The sequence below is a fragment of the Noviherbaspirillum sp. L7-7A genome (assembly GCF_019052805.1).
Lineage (GTDB): Bacteria > Pseudomonadota > Gammaproteobacteria > Burkholderiales > Burkholderiaceae_D > Noviherbaspirillum_A.
This window is the reverse complement of the sequence record NZ_JAHQRJ010000001.1, coordinates 2,822,764-2,844,454: the sequence shown is the minus strand read 5'-3', so window position 1 is coordinate 2,844,454 and position 21,691 is coordinate 2,822,764. Positions and strand designations below refer to the sequence as shown.

Here is a 21,691-nt window from a genome sequence, read left to right as displayed (position 1 = left end):
CAGGCTCCGTATCGAGGTAAAACGCCTGACGAACTGTCTCTGGCGTTATTGCGCTGGCTTGCCATGCTGCGCGCCCGTCTGCGCCGGCATGCCTGGCCGCAAAGGGCGACGCGCATGAGGTCAGGCGCCGTCAGTTGCGCCGGCGTTCCCTGGTCTTGCGCAGCAAATGAGCGGCATCGATGGCAATGATCTGTCCAGTATAGCGATGCACGGCCTCCACCAATTGCGCAGTACCGCTTCCGGCGTCGAAAGCATTCGGGCCTTCCGACAGCGTCATCAGCCATACCCGGTCGCTGCCATGCGAGAGGGCGGCGTTGAGCTGCCACTGACCGGCCTCGGCGAAGGGGTTGCCGGCGGCGGGCACGGCCTGCTCGGGCAGGCAGTAGGCCACTGTGCGTGGATGGCTGCGGATGCGCAGGTAGCGCGACAGCCAGTGCTGGCCGGCGAAGGCGACCGCTTCCCGCAGGAAGCGTTTTTCATCGAATGGCAGGCGCAGTTCCAGCCGCATGCCACGCGCCAGCGCCGCCTCGGCGAACAGCAGGCTGCCGCCGCAGGCGCCATCGCACAACGCCAGGTCGCCCGGACCGGCATCCAGCAGCGCCAGGCGCAGTGCGATTTCGGCAGTCGCCAGCGGCGCCATGTCGGCCGGGAAGCGTTCCCGCTCGCAGAGCGGTGCGTCCAGCATCGGGCCGGCGAACAGTACGATCCATGGGGCGCGTGATTTCATGGCGCTGTCTGCTTCGCCATGAGAGGCGATGTGCCGGCGATCCGCGCCCGGCGGGATTGCGAGCGGCTTTCGCCTTGATGCGGCAAGGGAAGCAGGCAGGCAAGGCCTGCGGACCTGATGCTCGACGGCGTGAGGCAACGCGCTTGATCAGCCGTCGTCATGCTCCGGTATTCCTGCCCCGGGCAATGGAGCGGCTGCAATATGGATGGGGCCGCGCCCGGAATGCAGCATGGCAGCGCCGTTTCCAAGCCCGACTTGGCTGATGAATCATTTTGAGGATAATTTTGCGTCTATCGATGTTCGGGTGAAATTCAATTCACGAGCCTGCTGATGGCGGAATTTGCAGGTTCTCACGGTATCCAAAGACTGCCTGACCGGAAAATTTCCTGATAGCACAAACTGTCGGGCCTGTCCTGGGAGACCGATCAGCGTTAAGCGTGGGAATCAACTGGCGCCGGCAAAGCCATGTCCCTATTTATGTAGAAAAAAACCGAACAAATATCCTTTTATCGGTTTTGTTCGGTTGAGATTGGCTGAGCCATGTCGACGACAGGTTGATTGCGGCCTGTCGCCTCTCCTTAAGCCTTGCGCATGGCCGCCGGCGCAAACCCATGATTCAGCGGCCCATGCCCGCCGCCAACCCGCACATCCGCCCCGTGCCGGATTGCCTCGACCACATAGGCGCGCGCCAGGCGCACCGCTTCGGCCAGATCGTGCCCCAGCGCCAGATGGCAGGCAATCGCCGACGACAGCGTGCAGCCGGTGCCATGGGTATTGCTGCTGGCAATGCGCGCGCTGGCGTAGCGTTGCGGCGGTTGGCCGGCTTCCAGCAGCAGATCGACCAGTTCCTCGCCGGCCAGATGGCCGCCCTTGAGCAGCATGGCCGGCGCGCCCAGCGCCAGCAGGTCGGCCGCTGCCTGCGCCAGTTCGGCTTCCCGCGTCACCGGCCGGCCCAGCAGCAGGGCGGCTTCATCCAGGTTCGGCGTCACCACCGTGGCCAGCGGAAACAACTCACGCACCAGCACGGCCACCGTCTCGCGGGCAATCAGCGCGTCGCCGCTGGTGGCCACCATCACCGGGTCCAGCACCACTTTCGTCCAGCCGTAGCGGCTAATTGCCGCCGCCACCGCCAGCACCACGTCCGGGTCGTGCAGCATGCCGATCTTGACCGCGTCCACGCCGATATCGGTGGTCACCGCATCGATCTGCTGGGTCAGCAGCGATGCCGGCAGGGCCTGGATGGCGGTCACGCCCAGTGTGTTCTGGGCCGTGATGGCGGTAATGGCGCTCATGCCATAGCAGCCCAGGGCGGCGAAGGTTTTCAGGTCGGCCTGGATGCCGGCGCCGCCGCCGCTGTCGGAGCCGGCGATGGTGAGTACACGAACGTAACGCTGCGATGGTGCGGGAAAAGCGGGCATGGACATGGCTGGTGGAAGGCGTGGTGGATGGGGAAAAACAGAACCGAAGGAAACCTTGCTCAAAGGTACGATAATTGCATGGAACTTGCGCGCGGCAGCCAATTCTATCAAGGCATGCGCGGCTGACGGCGCTGGTTTTTCCTAACGCGGACTAGCGCAGAAACAATACTGGCGGCCGGCGATTGAGAGATAGTTTTGACAAGAATCCCGTTTTCCAGGTGACGCCGGACGGCAGGCATGCAGGGTCCCCGCCACACCAAACCATCAAAAAGACACGACAAATGAGACGATCAATGGACAAACTTCTGGTCTCGCGGCAACTGCCCAAGCGCACCATGGCGCTGGTGCTGGCCGGAGGCCGCGGATCGCGGCTGGAGCGTCTGACGGACAAGCGCGCCAAGCCGGCGGTGTATTTCGGCGGCAAGTTCCGCATCATCGACTTCGCGCTGTCGAACTGCCTGAACTCGGGCATACGCCGCATCGGCGTGGTGACGCAGTACAAGTCGCATTCGCTGCTGCGCCACCTGCAGCGCGGCTGGAGCTTCCTGCGGCCGGAAATGAATGAATTCATCGACCTGCTGCCGGCCCAGCAGCGGGTCAGCGAAACCCACTGGTATCGCGGCACCGCCGACGCGGTCTACCAGAACCTCGACATCATCCGCGGCTACGCCCCGGAATACGTGGTGGTGCTGGCCGGCGACCATATCTACAAGATGGATTACTCGCTGATGCTGCTGGACCATGTCGAGCGCGGCTCCGGCTGCACGGTCGGCTGCATCGAGGTGCCGCGCATGGAAGCCACCGCCTTCGGCGTGATGGCCATCGACACCAACCGGCGCGTGGTCGACTTCGTCGAGAAGCCGGCGCAGCCGCCCGGCATGCCCAACAACCCGGACATCGCGCTGGCCAGCATGGGCATCTATGTGTTCAATGCCGACTACCTGTACCGCTTGCTGGAAGACGACCTGAAGGACCCTTCCTCCAACCATGACTTCGGCAAGGACATCATCCCCAAGGTGGTGCGCGACGGCAGCGCAACGGCGCACCCGTTCAGCATGTCCAGCATTCCGCCGGCGGAAAGCGCGGAGCACATCGCCTACTGGCGCGACGTCGGCACCGTGGACGCCTTCTGGTCGGCCAATCTCGACCTCGCCACCGACAAGCCGGAGCTGGACCTGTACGACCGCGACTGGCCGATCTGGACCTTCCAGGAGCAATTGCCGCCGGCCAAGTTCCTGCCCGATGAGAGCGGCGTGCCCGGCAAGGCGGTCAATACCCTGGTCTCCGGCGGCTGCATCGTCAGTGGCTCCGATATCAGCCACGCGGTGCTGTTTTCCAGCGTCACGGTCGATACCCATTGCGTGATCAATCAGGCAGTGATCCTGCCGCAGAGCAGGATAGGCAAGAACTGCCGGCTGACCAAGGTGGTGATCGACCGCGGCTGCAATATCGAGGACGGCACCGTGATCGGCGAAGACCCCGAGCAGGATGCGCAGCGCTACTTCCGCACCGAAGAGGGCGTGGTGCTGGTCACCGCCGACATGCTGGGCCAGGGCGGCGCCACTCCCACCGCATGATGCGGGTCCTGCAGGTTTGCGCCGAACTCTATCCGCTGCTCAAGACCGGCGGCCTGGCCGACGTCACCGGCGCGCTGCCGCCGACGCTGGCGCTGCTGGGCTGCGATACCCGGGTGCTGGTGCCGGGCTTTCCGGCGCTGCGCGACGGCATCGTCGAGCAGCAGCTGGTCACCGACCTGTCGGGCCGCTTCGGCCCCGAAACGGTGCGACTGTACTGCGGCCTGCTGCCCGGCACCGCGGTGATGGTGTATGTGATCGACGCGCCCCAGTTCTACGACCGGCCCGGCAATCCCTACTACGACAGCGAGGGCAAGGATTATCTGGACAATGACCGCCGCTTCGCGCTGCTGGGCCGGGTCGCGGCCTGGCTGGCCGAGGGCGGCGACAGCTGGTGGCAGCCGCGGGTGGTGCATGCGCATGACTGGCATGCCGGCCTGGCGATGGCCTACCTGAAGGCGCGCGAGCACCAGACCGGGCGGCGGCTGGCCGGCACCGTCTATACCGTGCATAACCTGGCCTACCAGGGCATCTTCAGCGACTGGTCCTTCGGCGCGCTGGGCCTGCCGGACTACTTCTTCAACCTGTACGGCCTGGAGTACCACGGCCAGGTGTCCTTCATGAAGGCCGGGCTGTACTACGCCGACAAGCTCACCACCGTCAGCCCCACCTATGCCCGCGAGATCCAGCGCCCGGAGCAGGGCTGCGGCCTGGACGGCCTGCTGGCCTCGCGCGCGCATGACCTGCACGGCATCATGAATGGCGTCGACCCGGCCGTCTGGAACCCGGTGTCGGACCGCCTGCTGCCAGCCAATTACGATGCCGCCGACCTGTCGGGCAAGGCCGCCTGCAAGCGCGCACTGCAGGCGGCGCTGGGCCTGGCCCAGCGTGCCGATGCGCCGCTGTTCTGCGTGGTCAGCCGGCTGGCCGAGCAGAAGGGCCTGAACCTGGTGCTGGCCGGCCTGCCGGCGCTGCTGGCGCACGGCGGCCAGCTGGCCCTGCTGGGCAGCGGCGACCCCGGCATGGAAGCGGCTTTCCTCGACGCCGCGCGCGCCAACCCGGCCGCCATCGCGGTGAAGATCGGCTACGACGAGGCGCTGTCGCATCGCCTGATCGCCGGCGCCGACGCGATCCTGGTGCCGTCCCGCTTCGAGCCCTGCGGCCTGACCCAGCTGTATGGCCTGGCCTATGGCACGCTGCCGCTGGTGCACCGGGTCGGCGGCCTGGCCGACTCGGTGGTCGACTGCAGCCTGGAAAACCTGGCGGAAGACCGCGCCACCGGTTTCACCTTCGATGGCTTTGCGCTGGATGCCTACGAGGCGGCGATGCGGCGCGCCTTCGCCCTGTTCGACCGGCCAGCCGACCTGGCCCAGGTGCAGCGCTGTGCGATGCGGCAGCAGTTCAGCTGGGACGTGGCGGCCCGGCAGTACCTGGCGCTGTATGAGCAGGTGGCGGTCCCGGTGTGAGGCGCATGCATGCACCGGCTGCCGGGTTGACAGGCTGTCAGCAGGCGAGCCTGACAACTTGTTGTAAATCGACTGCACGGGCGTTTGCCGCCTGCGCTATCCGTTCCGGCTCGTGTACGCTAGCGTTCCCGGGCAACGATTCCGACCCGCCCGCGCTATTTTCCATACGCTGTTGAAGAAGACCGCAGCCGAGCCGGCGCGGGTGCCGCCGTCCTGTCCATAGCCTGCCATTCCATTCCGTCCCGATACCGACCAACCATGGCCCATTCCGAATTCGAATACGACCACGTCGCGCATGACGTGCACACCCTGATGCGCTCGATCGCCAACAAGCTGATGTACGCGGTTGGCAAGAACCCCGCCGCCGCCCGTCCCCAGGACTGGCTGCAGGCCACCGAACTGGCAGTGCGCGACCGCATGGTCGAGCGCTGGATGAAAACCACCAACGAGTACTACGCGCAGGACGTCAAGCGCGTCTATTACCTCTCGATGGAATTCCTGATCGGCCGCACCTTCACCAATGCGCTGCTGGCGCTGGGCATCTACCAGGAAGTCAGGGATGCGCTGCGCGCCCTGGATATCGACATCAACGAGCTGGCCGAGCTGGAGCCGGACGCCGCGCTGGGCAATGGCGGCCTGGGCCGGCTGGCGGCCTGCTTCCTCGACTCGATGGCCACGCTGGGCATTTCCGGCATGGGCTACGGCATCCGCTACGACTATGGCATGTTCCGCCAGCAGGTCATCGACGGCCGCCAGGTCGAGGCGCCGGACTACTGGCTCTCCGGCGGCAATCCGTGGGAATTCCCGCGCCCCGAAGTGCAGTACCGGGTACGCTTCGGCGGCCGCATCGAGAAGGACGGCGACAAGGTGCGCTGGCTCGACGGCGAGGACGTGCTGGCCATGGCCTACGACACCATCATTCCCGGCTACGGCACCGAAACCACCAACACGCTGCGGCTGTGGTCGGCCAAGGCCACCAGCGAGATGGACCTGTCGGCCTTCAACCAGGGCAATTACTTCGCCGCGGTGGAAGACAAGAACCATTCCGAGAACGTGTCGCGGGTGCTCTATCCGGACGATTCCACCCAGTCCGGCCGCGAACTGCGGCTGCGCCAGGAATACTTCTTCGTCTCGGCCAGCATGCAGGACCTGGTGGCGCGCCACCTGCGCAACGGCCACAGCTTCGACAGCCTGCCCGACCATGTCGCGGTGCACCTGAACGATACCCATCCGGTGCTGGCGGTGCCGGAGCTGATGCGCATCCTGCTCGACGAGCACCAGCTTTCATGGAGCCATGCCTGGGGCCTGGTGCAGCGCATCTTTTCCTATACCAACCACACCCTGATGCACGAGGCGCTGGAAACCTGGCCGGTGGACATGATGGGCCGGCTGCTGCCGCGCCATCTCAACATCATCTTCGACATCAATGCCGACTTCCTCAACAGCGTGACCGCGCAGTTCGGCCATGACTTCGAGCTGATGCGGCGGCTGTCGCTGATCGACGAGCATGGCGAACGCCGGGTGCGCATGGCCTACGTCGCGGTGGTGGCCAGCCACAAGGTCAATGGCGTGTCGCGCCTGCATTCGGAGCTGATGAAGCAGTCCATCTTCGCCGACTTCGCCCGCGTGTTCCCGGACCGCTTCAACAACAAGACCAATGGCGTGACGCCGCGGCGCTGGCTGGCGCAGGCCAATCCGGCGCTGTCGGACCTGATCGACAGCCATATCGGCCGCGACTGGCGGCGCCATCTCGACCAGCTGGCAGAATTGAAGCCACTGGCCGCCGACCCCGACTTCGCGCAGCGCTTCAGGCAGGCCAAGCGCCAGAACAAGCTGCGCCTGGTGGACTGGGTGCGCGAGCACATGGACATTGCGCTGAACCCGGACTCGCTGTTCGACGTGCAGGTCAAGCGCATCCATGAATACAAGCGCCAGCTGCTGAATCTGCTGCAGGTGGTGGCGCGCTACAACCGCATCCTGGCCAACCCGGATGCCGACTGGGTGCCGCGCACCGTGCTGTTCGCCGGCAAGGCAGCCTCGGCGTACCACACCGCCAAGCTCGTCATCAAGCTCATCAACGACGTGGCGGCCAGGGTCAACAGCGACCCGCGCGTGGGCGACCGCTTGAAGGTGGTGTTCATGCCCAACTACAGCGTCAGCCTGGCCGAGCTGATCATTCCGGCGGCCGACCTGTCGGAACAGATTTCCACCGCCGGCACCGAGGCCTCCGGCACCGGCAACATGAAGCTGGCCCTGAACGGCGCGCTGACCATCGGCACGCTGGACGGCGCCAATATCGAGATCATGGAGCAGGTGGGCGAGCAGAACATCTTCATCTTCGGCGCCACTACGCCGCAGGTGGCCGACATCCGCGCCCATGGCTATCAGCCGCGGCAGCTGTATGAAACCGATGCCGAACTGCGACAGGTGCTGGACCAGATCCGCGACGGCGTGTTCTCGCCGGACGAGCCGGGCCGCTTCCAGCAGCTGTTCGACCTGCTGGTGAACTTCGGCGACCACTACCTGCTGCTGGCCGACTTTGCCAGCTATATGGAAGCGCAGGACCGGGTCGACGATCTCTACCGCCAGAGCGAGGAATGGACCAAAAAGGCCATCCTGAATGTCGCCGGCATGGGCGCGTTCTCGTCCGACCGCACCATCGCCGAGTATGCCGAGCAGGTCTGGCATACGAAACCGCTCAAGCTTTGAGCCGATGCCTGCGCGCCGCCGGAATCTTTCGGCGGCGCTTCTTGTCAGACGGATATGTCGATGTGGCATGAAACCGATGCAAGGAGCACAGCATGAGCAGTGATAAAACCAACGACAAGACCCGCCAGCAGAAAGCCAACACGCCCACCGAAGCCGAGTCCAAGGCGCATCAGCACAAGCAGAGCGGCAAGGAAGGCGCCAGCCACACCAAGGCCTCCACGGGCGAGGGCGCCGGCGGCGGCAAGAAGCAGCAGCGCAATCATTAGAGCGCTGTGATGCGCAGCGCCCTCATGCCGGGCGCTGCGCCCATGTCAGGCAAATGGAAGTCGCCGCTGGCCATGGCCAGCGGCATCGCTGCACCAGCCTCAAAAGCCGCCGCAGCGTCGCGGCGATTCCGCTAAACTTGCGCCTTTTCCCACTGGTTCCGTCTCAGGCGCGCCGCGGCCCGCTGTCAGCAGCCTCGCTGCCGCCTTGCGGAAAACTCGCCATGCTCAAGAAACTCCTCATTACCGCCGCCCTTGCCTGCGGCGCCGTCGTTGCCCACGCACAGTCCTTTCCGTCCAAGCCAATCCGGCTGGTGATTCCCTTTCCGCCCGGTGGCGGCACCGACATCCTGTCGCGCCTGGTAGCTAACCGGCTGGGCGAAGCGACCAAATGGAACCTGGTGCCGGACAACCGTCCCGGCGCCGGCGGCACCATCGGCGTGGCCGAAGCGGCCCGCGCCGCGCCCAATGGCTATACCCTGCTGATGGGCCAGAAGGACAACATGGCTGTTGCTCCCTGGCTCTACAAGGACATCAGCTACGAGCCGGTGCGTGATTTCACGCCGGTGGCGCATGTCGCCTATACCCCGGTGGTGATCGTCACCGGCGCGCAATCGCGCTTCAGGTCGCTGGCCGACGTGGTCACGGCGGCACGCAGCGCACCCGACAGCATCACCTACGGATCGCCGGGCAACGGCACCACCATCCACCTGGCCGCGGAAACGTTCAACCAGGTAGCCGACATCAAGCTGCGCCACGTGCCTTACAAGGGTTCGAATGCCGCGATGATGGACGTGCTGGGCGGCAGCATCGACCTGGCGGTATCTTCCGTTCCTTCGGCGCTGAGCCAGATCAAGGCCGGCAAGGTCAGGGCGCTGGCAGTCACCTCGGCGGCGCGCAGCACCTCGTTGCCGGATGTGCCGACGGTGGCGGAGTCCGGCTACAAGGGCTTTGACGTCAACACCTGGTATGGCCTCTTCATGCCCGCCAAGACGCCAAAGGATGTCGTCGAGCGCGTCAACAGGGAAGTCAACAGCCTGCTGCAGGCACCGGCGATGCAGGGCGCCATCCACGACCAGGGCGCCGAGCCCAGGGCGATGACGCCGGAGCAGTTTGGCGCGCTGCTGCAAAAGGACTACAGCGACTCGAAGAACGTGGTTGCCCGCACCGGGATGAAAATCGAGTAAGGCGCGCCGTGCGGCAGCGCCAAGGATGGGGAAATCAATTGCAGTTCCGCCCTGGCGCCTGCCTTGGCCGAACAGCCAGGGGCCAGGACCAGCGCGGTTGCGTCATCACGCAACCGCATCCCGGCGCCACTCCCGCCTTCAGGCCGGGTAGAGCGCGCCCAGTATCCGCGGCCCGAGCGCGCCGGTGACAGCCGGCAGGTTGCCGGGCTGGCGGTCGACGAAGCGCTGCGCGAGCCAGGCAAAGGCAAGCGCCTCCACATGCTGCGCCGCCATGCCCAGCGCATCGGTGGATGCAATCGCAACCGGCTGGTTCAGCTGCGACAGCGCCGCCCCGAGTTCCTTAAGGAGGTGGGCGTTGAAAGCGCCGCCGCCGCACACATACACTGCCCTGGCCGCCGGCGAATGGCGGTGGATGGCTTCGGCCAGGGTGACCGCGGTGTAGCGCGCCAGGGTCGCCTGCACGTCCACCGGCGCCAGCATGCCGAACGGCGCGAGGCGGGCGGCCAGCCAGTCGGCATGGAACAGGTCGCGCCCGGTGCTCTTGGGCGGCGGCAATGCCAGGTAGGGCTCCTGCAGCAGGGCCTGCAGCAGCGCGGCATCGACCCGGCCGCTGGCAGCCCAGTTGCCGCCGTCGTCGTAATGCGAGCCGCGGTGCCGGAATATCCAGCCATCCATCAACGCATTGCCGGGGCCGGTATCGAAGCCGGTGGCGCCGTCGCCGGACGGATCGAGGATGCTGATATTGGCAATGCCGCCGATGTTGGCAAGCACGATGGCCTGCGCCGGATCGGCAAACATGGCCTGATGAAAGGCCGGCACCAGCGGCGCGCCCTGGCCGCCGGCGGCGATGTCGCGGCTGCGGAAGTCGGCGATCACATCGATGCCGCTCAGTTCCGCCAGCAGCGCGGGGTTGTTGGTCTGGCGGGTGTAACCGGCGGCCGGCTGGTGGCGTATGGTCTGTCCATGCACGCCGATGGCACTCACGTCTTCCGCGGCCACGCCGGCCTGTTCCAGCAAGTCGGCAACGCACTGCGCGTAGAGCCGCGCGAGCGCATCGGCGGCCAGGCTCTCGCGGTGGATTTCATTCTCGCCCGGAGCCTGTAATGCCATCAGCGCGGCGCGCAACTCATGCGGGAAAGGGCGGTGCACCGCGGCCAGGGTCGTAATGCGCGTCGGCTTGCTGCCGATGGAAGCCAGCACGCCGTCTACGCCATCCATGCTGGTGCCGGACATCAGGCCGATAAACATTGCGGGAGTGGTGTGGGCCATAAAAAAGACCGCTTTCCCTGGCCGATTGCTCTGACATACAAGCCGGTTTCGGAAAACGGTCCCATGAAAGTGGACGAAGCCGGCATTGCGCCGGCTGAGAAGACTGCTAGTTGGACGCTACCCGTACCGCAGCATCTTCCTGCGGCATCATCAGTGCAAAACGATGGGTCATGTCGCCGGCCACCCTGCGGAAACGCTGCAGTTCGGCGCCCGCCAGCGGCGCCACATTGGGCAGCTCGATGCTCAGCGGGTCGCGCGGCTCGTTGTTGACCCGGAATTCATAGTGCAGGTGCGGTCCGGTAGACCAGCCGGTGGAGCCGACATAGCCGATCACATCGCCCTGGCTGACTTTCTGGCCCTTCTGCAGGCCGCTGGCGAAGCGGCTCATGTGGGCATAGGCCGTGGAGTAATTCGACCAGTGCTTGATCACCACGATGTTGCCGTAACCATTCTGCGTGCCCGAGAATTCCACCACGCCATCGCCCGACGCCCGGATCGGCGTGCCGGTGGCGGCGGCGAAGTCGACGCCCTTGTGCTGGCGCCAGTGTCCCGAGATCGGATGCACGCGCATCGAGAAGCCGGAGGAAACGCGGGAAAATTCCAGCGGCGACTTCAAGAAGGCCTTCTTCAGGGACTTGCCGTCGAAGCCGAAATAGCCGCCGGCCTTGCCCGGCTCCTCGAACCAGACGGTCTGGTAGGTCGAACCGCCGTTGCGGAACTCGGCCGCCAGGATGCGTCCGGAACGAACGTATTCGCCATCCTGCCAGAAGGTTTCATAGATCACATTGAAGCGGTCGCCGCGACGCAGGTCGGTGCGGAAGTCGATGTTGGTGGAAAACATGTCGACGATCTGGCTGGCGATCGCATCCGGAATCTGCGCCACGTCGGTGGCGGCAAACAGGGAGGAACGGATTTCGCCGGAACGCATTTCCATCCGCTTTTCCAGCGCCGCCGCGACGACGGAGGCCTTGAAGCTTTCGCCGTCGCGCTTGACGAGCAGGTTTCTTACCGGCGCATTGTCGCGGCTGTCGTTATCGGCCGCGCTCATCCACAGCAGCTGGCCGTCGGCGCTGGTTTGCGCCTGTACCCGCCGGCCGGTCTTGAGCTGCAGCATGCCGCGTGCAATCGGATCGGTCTTGATGAAGGCGATGGCGTCATCGTCGTCGATGCCCAGGCGCTGCGCCAGGGCGGCCAGGGTGTCGCCCGGACGGACGCGTTCCTCGTTGATGAAGGTTTGGGCGGCAGGCGTCAGGCCGGCAACCTGTTCCGCCAGCGTGGGCAGGGCCAGTTCCTCGACGATGGACTGCACAGGCAGGTCGGAGGCGTCAGGCGCCATCGGGGCAACGCCGGCCGCGCCAAAGGCGCACATGGCCAGGAAGATTGCCGATGCGGATATGATCCGGTGCTTTCGTGACGATCCGACAAACCGTGCGCTGCGCGCTCCCATGCTCAGTAATTTATCTATAGCGACCATTCGATCAGTTAAAATCTGCCGTTTTGTCGTCAACATCGGCGAAAAATTGCCGTGTTGATATCGAGCAAGGTTAAAGAAAGCCGGCATTATAACAACGTAAATTGTCGATTTCCCTCAAAAATGTCATTTTGATCAGTGTTATGACCAACCATTCTCAAGAGAAACAAAGCCTTACGCCGCCGGCCGCAGAGTCATTGCCGCTCACCGAAAGCGTGCAAAATGCACTCGATATCATCAAGCGCGGTATCGATGAGCTGCTGGTGGAGTCTGAACTGGTGCAAAAGTTGCTATGCGCAGAAAAAAACGGCAAGCCGCTGCGCATCAAGCTGGGTCTCGATCCAACGGCGCCCGACCTGCACCTGGGCCATACCGTCGTACTCAACAAGATGCGGCAATTGCAAGATCTGGGCCACACGGTCATTTTCCTGATCGGCGATTTCACCTCGATGATCGGCGACCCGTCGGGCCGCAACGTGACCCGGCCGCCGCTGACGCGCGCGCAGATCGAGGAAAACGCCAAGACCTACTTCGCCCAGGCCAGCTTGGTGCTGGACCCGGCCAGGACTGAGATCCGCTACAACTCCGAATGGTGCGACCAGCTCGGCGCGCGCGGCATGATCGAGCTGTCGTCGCGCTATACCGTCGCCCGCATCCTGGAGCGCGAGGACTTCACCAAGCGGTTCAAGGAAGGCACGCCGATCTCGGTCCATGAGCTGCTGTACCCGCTGATGCAGGGCTATGACTCGGTGGCGCTGAAGTCCGACCTCGAACTGGGCGGCACCGACCAGAAGTTCAACCTGCTGGTGGGGCGCGAGCTGCAGAAGCACTATGGGCAGGAGCCGCAGTGCATCCTGACCATGCCGCTCCTGGAAGGCACGGACGGCGTCGACAAGATGTCCAAGTCCAAGGGCAACTACATCGCCATCACCGAGCCGGCCAACACCATGTTCGCCAAGATCATGAGCATTTCCGACCCGATGATGTGGCGCTACCTGGAGCTGCTGTCCTTCCGCTCTCTGGCCGAGATCGCGCAGTTCCGCGCCGATGTCGAGGGCGGCCGCAATCCGCGCGACATCAAGGTCTTGCTGGCGCAGGAAATCGTCGAGCGCTTCCATTCGCGCGCGGCGGCCGAGGCGGCGCTGGCCGACTTCGACAACCGCGCCCGCGGCGGCATCCCGGACGACATCGCCGAAATCGCCGTGGCCGGCGCGCCGCTGGGCATCGGCCAGCTGCTCAAGCAGGCCGGCCTGTGCGCCTCGACCTCCGAGGCGCTGCGCATGGTGGAGCAGGGCGGCGTGCGCATCGACGGCGCGGTGATTGCCGACAAGGCGATGAAGGTCGAGGCCGGCAGCTTCGTGCTGCAGGTCGGCAAGCGCAAGTTCGCCAGGGTGACCCTGGCGTGATCGCGCTCTTGCAGCGGGTCAGCAGCGCCGGCGTGGTGGTCGACGGCGCGCTGGTGGGCGCCATCGACGCCGGCCTGATGGTGCTGGTCTGCGCCGAACGTGGCGACAGCGAGCGCGAAGCCGACGCCCTGCTGGCCAAGCTCCTGGCCTACCGGGTGTTTTCCGACGAGGCGGGCAAGATGAACCGCAGCGTGGCCGATGTCGGCGGCGGCCTGCTGCTGGTGCCGCAGTTCACGCTGGCGGCGGACACCCGTTCCGGCACCCGGCCCTCATTCACCCCGGCCGCGCCGCCCGAACAGGGCCGCCGCCTGTTCGACCACTTCGTGGCGGCCGCGCGCCAGCGGCATCCGGTGGTGGCCACCGGCGTGTTCGGCGCCGACATGAAGGTCAGCCTGACCAATGACGGGCCGGTGACCTTCTGGCTGCAGGTCAAGCCACCACAGCCCGCCCGCACACACTGAAAAGAGATCCGCATGACCGAAATTTTCCTGATCCGCCACGGCGAAACCGCCTGGAACGCCGAGAGGCGGCTGCAGGGCCACCTGGACATTCCTCTCAATGCCGAAGGCGAGCGCCAGGCGGCCGCGCTGGCCCGGGCGCTGGCTGATGAAAAGTTCGACGCCATCATCAGCAGCGACCTCGGCCGCGCCCGCAGCACGGCGCAGGCGGTGGCCTCGGCCCAGGGCATGACGCTCTCGACCGACCCGGCGCTGCGGGAGCGCTGCTTCGGTGCCTTCGAAGGCCTGCTGTACGAGGAACTGGAGGCGCGTTTTCCGGAGGCCCATGCCCAGTGGCGGGCGCGCGATCCGCATGCCCGCTATCCGGATGGCGAGCGGCGGGCAGAAACCTTTGCCGAATTCGCGCAGCGCTCAGTCGAGGCGGTGATCCGGATCGCCGAGGCGCACCGGGGCCAGCGGATCGCGCTGTTCAGCCACGGCGGCGTGCTGGACTGCGTCTACCGCGCCGCGCACGGCATGGATATCCGCGCGCCGCGCAATTTCGACGTGCTCAATGCGGCGATCAATCACCTGTGCTGGGACGGCGAAAGGCTGCAGGTGTTGCGCTGGTCCGACAATGCGCATCTGGCAACTGCCCTGGACGAACTGGGCAACTGAGGTAGCAACGGCAATTTAGTTGCCTCGTTGCATCAGAAGTGCGTATACGGTCCGGAGCGGGGGGCGATTGAGGCTAAAATAGCGCTTTTCGTTTTTTGGCTCGCTCGTGCACATCGGACCTTATCAGTTGCGCAACAACGTATTTGTCGCTCCGATGGCAGGGGTGACCGATCGTCCGTTCCGGCAACTCTGCAAGCAGCTCGGCGCCGGTTATGCGGTGTCCGAGATGGCGGCGTCCGATCCGCGCCTGTGGGCCAGTGAAAAGACGTCGCGCCGCATCAACCACGACGGCGAGATGGAACCGCGTGCCGTGCAGATCGCCGGCGCCGACCCGCAGATGCTGGCCAATTGCGCCCGCTTCAATGTCGAGCGCGGCGCCCAGATCATCGACATCAACATGGGTTGCCCGGTGAAGAAGGTCTGCAACAGCTGGTGCGGTTCGGCCCTGCTGCAGGACGAGGCGCTGGTGGCATCCATCCTTGAGGCCGTGGCCGGCGCGGTGGATGTGCCGGTGACGCTGAAATTCCGCACCGGCTGGGACCGCCAGCACAAGAACGCACTGAAGATCGCCGCCATCGCCGAAGCCAGCGGCATTGCCATGCTGACGCTGCATGGCCGCACCCGGGCCGACGGCTATGCCGGCGAAGCCGAGTACGACACCATTGCCGCGGTCAAGGCCAGCGTTGGCATTCCGGTCGTGGCCAATGGCGACATCACCTCGCCGGAAAAGGCCAGGGCGGTGCTGCAGGCTACTGGCGCCGATGCGGTGATGGTTGGCCGCGCGGCGCAGGGCCGGCCCTGGATCTTCCGCGAGATCGACCATTTCCTGCGCACCGGCACCCATCTCCCGGCGCCGCTGGTGGACGAGGTCGCGGCGCTGATGGAAGAACACCTGCTTGCCCATTATGGGTTTTATGGCGCCTATCTGGGCGTGCGCACCGCGCGCAAGCACATAGGCTGGTACGTAAGGGCGCTGCCCGGCGGCGAGGCTTTTCGCCAGGCAATGAATCTGTTGGAGGACTGCGACGCGCAACTCGCGGCCGTCAGGGACTTTTTCCGGGCCCAGCACGCCTACGGCGAGCGGCTGCGGTATGGCCTGGCGGACGACAGGCTCGCAGCCTGAATCCATAATAAAAACACTCAACTATCGAATATGAGCAAAGACAACATCCAGGACGTCGTCAAGAAGAGTCTGGAAAAGTATTTCAAGGACCTGGGCGAGCAGCAGCCCTCGAATGTCTATGAAATGGTGGTATTCACCGTTGAAAAACCTATTCTGGAAGCAGTCATGGCGCGGGCGGAAGGCAACCAGTCGCATGCCGCCGAAATGCTGGGCATCAACCGCAATACCTTGCGCAAGAAGCTGCAGCAGCACGGCCTGATCTGACGCCTGCCGGCCTGCTCCGTCGCGTCGGATGCCTCCGGCCGTGCCGCGCAGGGCGGCACGTCCGCCATGGCAAACCGTCGCGGCTTTCACCACATCAATCACTCTGGCTATTTCCATCATGATCAAACAAGCCCTCATCTCCGTTTCCGACAAGACCGGCGTGCTCGACTTTGCCCGCGCGCTGTCGGCCATGGGTGTCAACATCCTGTCCACCGGCGGCACCGCGAAGCTGCTGGCCGACAATGGCGTGCCGGTGACGGAAGTGGCCGATTACACCGGCTTCCCGGAAATGCTGGATGGCCGGGTCAAGACCCTGCATCCGAAAGTGCACGGCGGCATCCTGGCGCGGCGCGACTTCCCGGAGCATGCCGCGGCCCTGGAGCAGCATGGCATCCCGACCATCGACATGGTGGTGGTCAATCTCTATCCCTTCGTGCAGACGGTGTCGCGCGAGGAGTGCGCGCTGGAGGACGCGATCGAGAATATCGACATCGGCGGCCCGGCGATGCTGCGTTCCTCGGCCAAGAACCACAAGGACGTGATCGTGCTGTGCGACCCGTCCGACTATGCGCCGGTGCTGGCCCAGCTGCAGTCCGGCTCCGGCGAGGTCGGCTATGCCACCCGCTTCGCGCTGGCCAAGAAGGTGTTTGCCCATACCGCGCAGTACGACAGCGCGATCACGAACTACTTCACCTCCCTGGGCGACGACTTGGCCCACGCCAGCCGCAGCGCCTATCCGGAGACGCTGAACCTGCATTTCGAAAAGGTGCAGGAAATGCGCTACGGCGAGAATCCGCACCAGTCGGCCGCCTTCTACCGCGACCTGGCGGTGCCGGCCGGTGCGCTGGCCAACTACCGCCAGCTGCAGGGCAAGGAGCTGTCCTACAACAACATCGCCGACGCCGACGCCGCCTGGGAATGCGTGAAGACCTTCGAAGGCAGCGCCTGCGTGATCATCAAGCATGCCAATCCCTGCGGCGTGGCGGTTGGCGCCAATGCGCTGGAAGCCTACAGCAAGGCGCTGCAGACCGATCCGACCTCGGCCTTCGGCGGCATCATCGCCTTCAACCAGGCGCTCGACGGCGCGGCGGCCGAAGCGGTCGCCAGGCAGTTCGTCGAAGTGCTGATCGCACCGTCCTTCACCGACGAGGCGCGCAAGGTGTTCGCCGCCAAGCAGAACGTGCGGCTGCTCGAAATCCCGCTAGGCAATGGCACCAATGCCCATGACTTCAAGCGCGTCGGCGGCGGCCTGCTGGTGCAGTCGCCGGATGCGAAGAATGTGCAGGTGGCCGAGCTGAAGGTGGTCAGCAAGCGCCAGCCGACGCCGCAGCAGATGCAGGACCTGATGTTCGCCTGGCGCGTGGCCAAGTTCGTCAAGTCCAACGCCATCGTCTTCTGCGGCAATGGCATGACGCTGGGCGTGGGCGCCGGCCAGATGAGCCGGGTCGATTCGGCCCGCATCGCATCGATCAAGGCGCAGAATGCCGGCCTGTCGCTGGCCGGCTCGGCCGTGGCCTCGGATGCCTTCTTCCCGTTCCGCGACGGCCTGGACGTGGTGGTGGCCGCCGGCGCGACCGCGGTGATCCAGCCGGGCGGCTCGATGCGCGACCAGGAAGTCATCGCCGCGGCCGACGAGCAGGACGTGGTGATGGTGCTGACCGGCACCCGCCATTTCCGCCACTGATCCCGCGAGGCGGGCATTCATGCGCATACTCGGCATCGATCCCGGCCTGCGGGTGACCGGCTTTGGCGTCATCCACAAGGAGGGCAACAAGCTCTCCTATATCGCTTCCGGCACCATCCGCACCGCCGATGCCGATTTGCCTTCCCGCCTCAAGACCATCCTGGCCGGCGTGTCGGAAGTGGTGCGCACCTACCAGCCGGACTGCGCCGCGATCGAGAAGGTATTCGTCAACGTCAATCCGCAGTCCACGCTGCTGCTGGGACAGGCGCGCGGCGCGGCAATCTGCGCGCTGGTGCACAACGACTTGCTGGTGTCGGAATACACCGCGCTGCAGGTCAAGCAGGCGGTGGTCGGCCACGGCAAGGCGGCCAAGCAGCAGATGCAGGACATGGTGCAGCGCCTGCTGGTGTTGCCGGGCCTGCCCGGCACCGACGCCGCCGACGCGCTGGGCGTGGCGATCTGCCATGCCCACAGCGGCGAAACCCTGGCCATGCTCAACGGCCTGGCGCCCGGCCTGTCGCGCCGCGGCCTGCGGGTGCGTGGCGGACGGCTGGTCGGCTAATTTCAGACCGCTCCCGCCAGCGCAGGCTCCGTAGGGTGCCATACCCGAAGGGCACCGTCGTCGCGGGCCGGCATGGTTTCGATTGGCGATATAGGTGATTGACCGCCGCGCAATGCCCCTGCGGGGTATGACGCCCTACGCCAGCTGGTCCGTCGCTCCCAACCGCCTCAGGCATGCCGCTCGGCCTTGCGGGCGGCGATCTCAAACACATTATTCCAGTAGGCATCCTGGCCGCGCAGCATTGCCCAGGCGCTGGCTCCCAGATAAACGAAGGGAAACAGGATGCCCCAGCAGGCGGCCTGGCGCACATGCGCCAGTTCATGGGTCAGGATGCGGCGGGTCAGGCTGCTGCGCTCGGCAATGACCACATGGCCGATCGCCATTGCGCACATCGCGCCGAACGGATGCCGCTCCAGCATGTAGTCCGCCGCCCGGCCGCTGAACAGCAGGGCCGGCACCCGACCCGAGCGCACCAGCCGAACCTCGCCGCGACAGGCGACGACCGGCAAGGCCAGCAGCAGCCCGACCAGCGTCAGCGGCAACGCCCACACAATGCCGGCCAGCAAGGCCAGCATGCGCAGCAGCTTTTGCAGCGCCGAGGGGCGGGGCGGGATCACAATAAGGTCGTCTCCGGCATCAACCATGGCGGTGTCCTGTAGTCCTGTATGATTCCAACACTTATATGAAAGCTTAACCAGATGATAGGCCGACTTTCCGGAACTTTGCTTGAAAAAAATCCACCGCAACTGCTAATCGATTGCGGTGGTGTCGGCTACGAAGTCAGCGTCCCGATGAGCACGTTCTATAACCTGCCGGGACTGGGTGAAAAGGTGGTGCTGCTGACCCATCTGGCGGTGCGCGAGGATGCGCATTTATTGTACGGCTTCGGCAATGCCGAGGAACGCGAAGTGTTCCGGCAGTTGATCAAGATCTCCGGTGTCGGCGCCCGTACCGCGCTGTCCATCCTGTCGGGCATGTCGGTCGGCGAATTGTCCAGCGCGATCACGCTGCAGGAATCGGGGCGGCTGACCAGGATTCCCGGCATCGGCAAGAAAACCGCCGAACGCCTGCTGCTGGAATTGAAGGGCAAGCTGGGCGCCGATATCGGCGCGGGCGGCGCGCAGCACGGCGACGCCAGTTCCGATATCCTGAATGCCCTGCTGGCGCTCGGTTATTCCGACAAGGAAGCCACGCTGGCAATGAAGCAGGTGCCCGCCGGCACCGGGGTGTCGGAAGGCATCAAGCTGGCGCTGAAAGCCCTGTCCAAGGGGTAAGGATTTCAGCGCACTGTAAACAGACAAGCGCAGGACCCATGCCATGAGTATTCAGACAGACAATTTCTCGGAACAACGCATCATCGCCGCGACGCCGGCCTCGCCGAACGAGGAAGCGATCGAACGGGCGCTGCGGCCCAAGCAGCTCGACGAATACGTCGGCCAGGAAAAGGTGCGCGGCCAGCTCGAAATCTTCATCGCCGCCGCCCGCAACAGGAAGGAAGCGCTCGACCATACCCTTCTGTTCGGCCCGCCGGGCCTGGGCAAGACCACGCTGGCGCATATCATCGCGCGGGAAATGGGCGTGAACCTGCGCCAGACCTCGGGCCCGGTGCTGGAGCGCGCCGGCGACCTGGCGGCGCTCCTGACCAACCTCGAAGCCAACGACGTGCTGTTCATCGACGAGATCCATCGGCTGTCGCCGGTGGTCGAGGAAATCCTGTATCCGGCGCTGGAGGATTACCAGATCGACATCATGATCGGCGAAGGCCCGGCAGCGCGTTCGGTGCGGCTGGACCTGCAGCCCTTCACGCTGGTCGGCGCCACCACCCGCGCCGGCATGCTGACCAATCCGCTGCGCGACCGTTTCGGCATCGTCGGCCGGCTGGAATTCTATACGCCGGACCAGCTGGCGCGCATCGTCAGCCGCAGTTCGGCGCTGCTCAACGCGCCGATCGACGAGGAAGGCGCGCTGGAAATCGCGCGCCGCAGCCGCGGCACGCCGCGTATCGCCAACCGGCTGCTGCGCCGGGTGCGCGACTATGCCGAGGTCAAGGGCAACGGCGCCATCACCAAGGCCACCGCCGATGCGGCGCTGGTGATGCTCGATGTGGACCCGGTCGGCTTCGACCTGATGGACCGCAAGCTGCTAGAAGCGGTGCTGTTCAAATTCGGCGGCGGCCCGGTCGGCCTCGACAACCTGGCCGCGGCCATCGGCGAGGAGCGCGACACCATCGAGGATGTGCTGGAACCTTACCTGATCCAGCAGGGCTTCCTGCAGCGCACGCCGCGCGGCCGCATCGCCACGCCGGCGGCCTACAGCCACTTTGGCATCACCGCGCCGCGCACCAGCCCGAACGGCGACCTCTGGGACGCCGCCAGCCCGGGCTGACCCCGGATTTGGCCGGCGGCGCTGCCGAGGCGGCTTGCGTGGACGCAATTGGCGGCGGGAAGGCTTGTGCAAAGATTGTCCGTCGCTGAAAATGCGATGTCTTTCCGGAGCGTCCATCCTTCCTGCCGCGAGTTCCCTATGCTTTTGTCCGCCCAAGCTGCCCGCCATGCACATCGCCTGCTGGCAGCCCGTGCCGATGCCGAACTGATTCCCTGCCTGTCGTCGCAAGGCCCGCTGTCGATGGCGGATGGCTATGAAGTTGCCAAGAACATCATGGATATCCGGATTGCCCAGGGCGAAACCATGGTCGGGCGCAAGATCGGCTTCACCAACCGCGCCGCCTGGCCGCGCCTCTCCGAGACCGAGACCCTGAAGGAACCGATCTGGGCGCCGCTGTTCGACAGCACCGTGCGCTTCGCGCCGGACAACCACGGCATCCAGAGCCTGGCCGGCGCCCAGCAGCCGCGGCTGGAGCCGGAAGTGGTATTCAAGCTGGGCGCAACGCCCGCGCCCGACGCCAGCCTGGAGCAACTGGCCGACTGCATCGAATGGATGGCGCATGGCTTCGAGATCGTCACCTGCCCCTATCCCGGTTGGAAATTCGAGCCGGCCGACGCGGTGGCGGCATTCGGCCTGCATGGCGCGCTGATCGTCGGCGAGCCCAAGGGCGTATCGGTCGAAACCCGCCGCAACCTGGGCGAGGTGCTGGGCATGGCCAGCATTTCGATGTCCTGGGGCAGGGATGGCGTGATGAGCCTGCGCGGCGCCGGCTTCGGCAGCGACGTGATGGGCAGCCCGGTGCAGGCGCTGTGGCACCTGCATGCCATGCTGCAGGCGCAGCCGCACTTTCCGCCGCTGGCCGCCGGCGAGATCATTACCACCGGCACCTGGACCGAAGCCTATGCGATCGAAGCCGGGCAGACCTGGATCAGCGCGTTTTCCGGCATCACCCTGCCTGGGCTGAATATTTCCTTCGTATAAAGAAAAACGCCGGAAGACCGGCGTTTGTCGCGTGTTGCGTTGCAAGCCCGAAAAGCGGCTGCAGCGCTCAACCGAAGCGCCGCAACC

The 21,691-nt window shown here is 65.3% G+C and carries 20 protein-coding genes; 15 read left to right on the top strand and 5 right to left on the bottom strand.

Going from position 1 to position 21,691, the window contains the following annotated elements; translation table 11 throughout:
- Window positions 1–130: 130 nt before the first annotated feature.
- Together KTQ42_RS13000 and thiD are read right to left on the bottom strand one after the other, a co-directional pair.
- Window positions 131–727 (bottom strand): hypothetical protein, encoded by a 597-nt coding sequence (locus tag KTQ42_RS13000; protein ID WP_217345876.1) that lies wholly within the window; start codon window positions 725–727, stop codon window positions 131–133.
- A 578-nt stretch (window positions 728–1,305) separates the two neighbouring features.
- Window positions 1,306–2,151 carry a bifunctional hydroxymethylpyrimidine kinase/phosphomethylpyrimidine kinase gene (thiD, locus tag KTQ42_RS12995; RefSeq protein WP_217345875.1) on the bottom strand — a complete coding sequence of 282 codons (846 nt, stop codon included), beginning with the start codon at window positions 2,149–2,151 and terminating at the stop codon, window positions 1,306–1,308.
- Window positions 2,152–2,438: 287 nt separating this feature from the next.
- Between thiD and glgC the strand changes: the two genes are divergently transcribed.
- The 5 genes from glgC to KTQ42_RS12970 all read left to right on the top strand — a co-directional run bounded on the left by glgC (window position 2,439) and on the right by KTQ42_RS12970 (window position 9,344).
- A complete protein-coding gene (gene glgC / locus KTQ42_RS12990; protein WP_249222746.1) occupies window positions 2,439–3,722 on the top strand; it encodes a glucose-1-phosphate adenylyltransferase in 1,284 nt (427 codons plus the stop codon).
- Complete coding sequence (gene glgA, locus KTQ42_RS12985; RefSeq protein ID WP_217346950.1) at window positions 3,722–5,185, top strand: glycogen synthase GlgA; 1,464 nt, start codon at window positions 3,722–3,724, stop codon at window positions 5,183–5,185. The genes glgC and glgA overlap by 1 nt, the downstream gene beginning before the upstream one ends.
- Before the next feature lie 258 nt (window positions 5,186–5,443).
- Window positions 5,444–7,894 (top strand): glycogen/starch/alpha-glucan phosphorylase, encoded by a 2,451-nt coding sequence (locus tag KTQ42_RS12980; protein WP_217345873.1) that lies wholly within the window; start codon window positions 5,444–5,446, stop codon window positions 7,892–7,894.
- A gap of 92 nt (window positions 7,895–7,986) precedes the next feature.
- Entirely contained in the window at window positions 7,987–8,160 is a 174-nt protein-coding gene (locus tag KTQ42_RS12975) for a hypothetical protein (RefSeq protein WP_217345872.1), read from the top strand.
- A gap of 221 nt (window positions 8,161–8,381) precedes the next feature.
- Window positions 8,382–9,344 (top strand): tripartite tricarboxylate transporter substrate binding protein, encoded by a 963-nt coding sequence (locus tag KTQ42_RS12970; RefSeq protein ID WP_217345871.1) that lies wholly within the window; start codon window positions 8,382–8,384, stop codon window positions 9,342–9,344.
- A 138-nt stretch (window positions 9,345–9,482) separates the two neighbouring features.
- On the opposite strand, the gene KTQ42_RS12965 is transcribed toward KTQ42_RS12970, so the two are convergent.
- Both KTQ42_RS12965 and KTQ42_RS12960 read right to left on the bottom strand, forming a co-directional pair.
- Entirely contained in the window at window positions 9,483–10,613 is a 1,131-nt protein-coding gene (locus tag KTQ42_RS12965) for an anhydro-N-acetylmuramic acid kinase (RefSeq protein WP_217345870.1), read from the bottom strand.
- 106 nt (window positions 10,614–10,719) lie between these two features.
- Window positions 10,720–12,087, bottom strand: coding sequence for a peptidoglycan DD-metalloendopeptidase family protein (locus KTQ42_RS12960; protein WP_217345869.1), 1,368 nt, complete (start codon window positions 12,085–12,087; stop codon window positions 10,720–10,722).
- Window positions 12,088–12,227: 140 nt separating this feature from the next.
- Between KTQ42_RS12960 and tyrS the strand changes: the two genes are divergently transcribed.
- The 7 genes from tyrS (at window position 12,228) to ruvC (ending at window position 18,238) form a co-directional block, all read left to right on the top strand.
- A complete protein-coding gene (gene tyrS / locus KTQ42_RS12955; protein WP_217345868.1) occupies window positions 12,228–13,490 on the top strand; it encodes a tyrosine--tRNA ligase in 1,263 nt (420 codons plus the stop codon).
- Entirely contained in the window at window positions 13,487–13,951 is a 465-nt protein-coding gene (gene dtd / locus KTQ42_RS12950; RefSeq protein ID WP_217345867.1) for a D-aminoacyl-tRNA deacylase, read from the top strand. The genes tyrS and dtd overlap by 4 nt, the downstream gene beginning before the upstream one ends.
- A 12-nt stretch (window positions 13,952–13,963) precedes the next feature.
- The gene (locus KTQ42_RS12945; protein ID WP_217345866.1) at window positions 13,964–14,605 is read left to right on the top strand and encodes a histidine phosphatase family protein; all 642 of its coding nucleotides are present in this window, start codon (window positions 13,964–13,966) and stop codon (window positions 14,603–14,605) included.
- Between the two features lie 106 nt (window positions 14,606–14,711).
- A complete protein-coding gene (dusB, locus tag KTQ42_RS12940; RefSeq protein ID WP_217345865.1) occupies window positions 14,712–15,728 on the top strand; it encodes a tRNA dihydrouridine synthase DusB in 1,017 nt (338 codons plus the stop codon).
- A gap of 30 nt (window positions 15,729–15,758) precedes the next feature.
- The gene (locus tag KTQ42_RS12935; RefSeq protein WP_194714975.1) at window positions 15,759–15,992 is read left to right on the top strand and encodes a Fis family transcriptional regulator; all 234 of its coding nucleotides are present in this window, start codon (window positions 15,759–15,761) and stop codon (window positions 15,990–15,992) included.
- Window positions 15,993–16,110: 118 nt separating this feature from the next.
- Entirely contained in the window at window positions 16,111–17,676 is a 1,566-nt protein-coding gene (gene purH, locus KTQ42_RS12930; protein WP_217345864.1) for a bifunctional phosphoribosylaminoimidazolecarboxamide formyltransferase/IMP cyclohydrolase, read from the top strand.
- 19 nt (window positions 17,677–17,695) lie between these two features.
- Window positions 17,696–18,238 carry a crossover junction endodeoxyribonuclease RuvC gene (gene ruvC, locus KTQ42_RS12925; protein ID WP_217345863.1) on the top strand — a complete coding sequence of 181 codons (543 nt, stop codon included), beginning with the start codon at window positions 17,696–17,698 and terminating at the stop codon, window positions 18,236–18,238.
- Window positions 18,239–18,405: 167 nt separating this feature from the next.
- Here ruvC and KTQ42_RS12920 read toward each other — a convergent pair whose 3' ends face one another.
- Complete coding sequence (locus KTQ42_RS12920) at window positions 18,406–18,882, bottom strand: signal peptide prediction (protein WP_217345862.1); 477 nt, start codon at window positions 18,880–18,882, stop codon at window positions 18,406–18,408.
- 54 nt (window positions 18,883–18,936) lie between these two features.
- Here KTQ42_RS12920 and ruvA point away from each other — a divergent pair, with 54 nt between their 5' ends.
- The 3 genes from ruvA to KTQ42_RS12905 all read left to right on the top strand — a co-directional run bounded on the left by ruvA (window position 18,937) and on the right by KTQ42_RS12905 (window position 21,604).
- The gene (ruvA, locus tag KTQ42_RS12915) at window positions 18,937–19,512 is read left to right on the top strand and encodes a Holliday junction branch migration protein RuvA (RefSeq protein ID WP_217345861.1); all 576 of its coding nucleotides are present in this window, start codon (window positions 18,937–18,939) and stop codon (window positions 19,510–19,512) included.
- A gap of 43 nt (window positions 19,513–19,555) precedes the next feature.
- Window positions 19,556–20,623, top strand: coding sequence for a Holliday junction branch migration DNA helicase RuvB (ruvB, locus tag KTQ42_RS12910; RefSeq protein WP_217345860.1), 1,068 nt, complete (start codon window positions 19,556–19,558; stop codon window positions 20,621–20,623).
- 138 nt (window positions 20,624–20,761) lie between these two features.
- Window positions 20,762–21,604 carry a 4-oxalocrotonate decarboxylase gene (locus KTQ42_RS12905; protein WP_217345859.1) on the top strand — a complete coding sequence of 281 codons (843 nt, stop codon included), beginning with the start codon at window positions 20,762–20,764 and terminating at the stop codon, window positions 21,602–21,604.
- Window positions 21,605–21,691 lie beyond the last annotated feature (87 nt).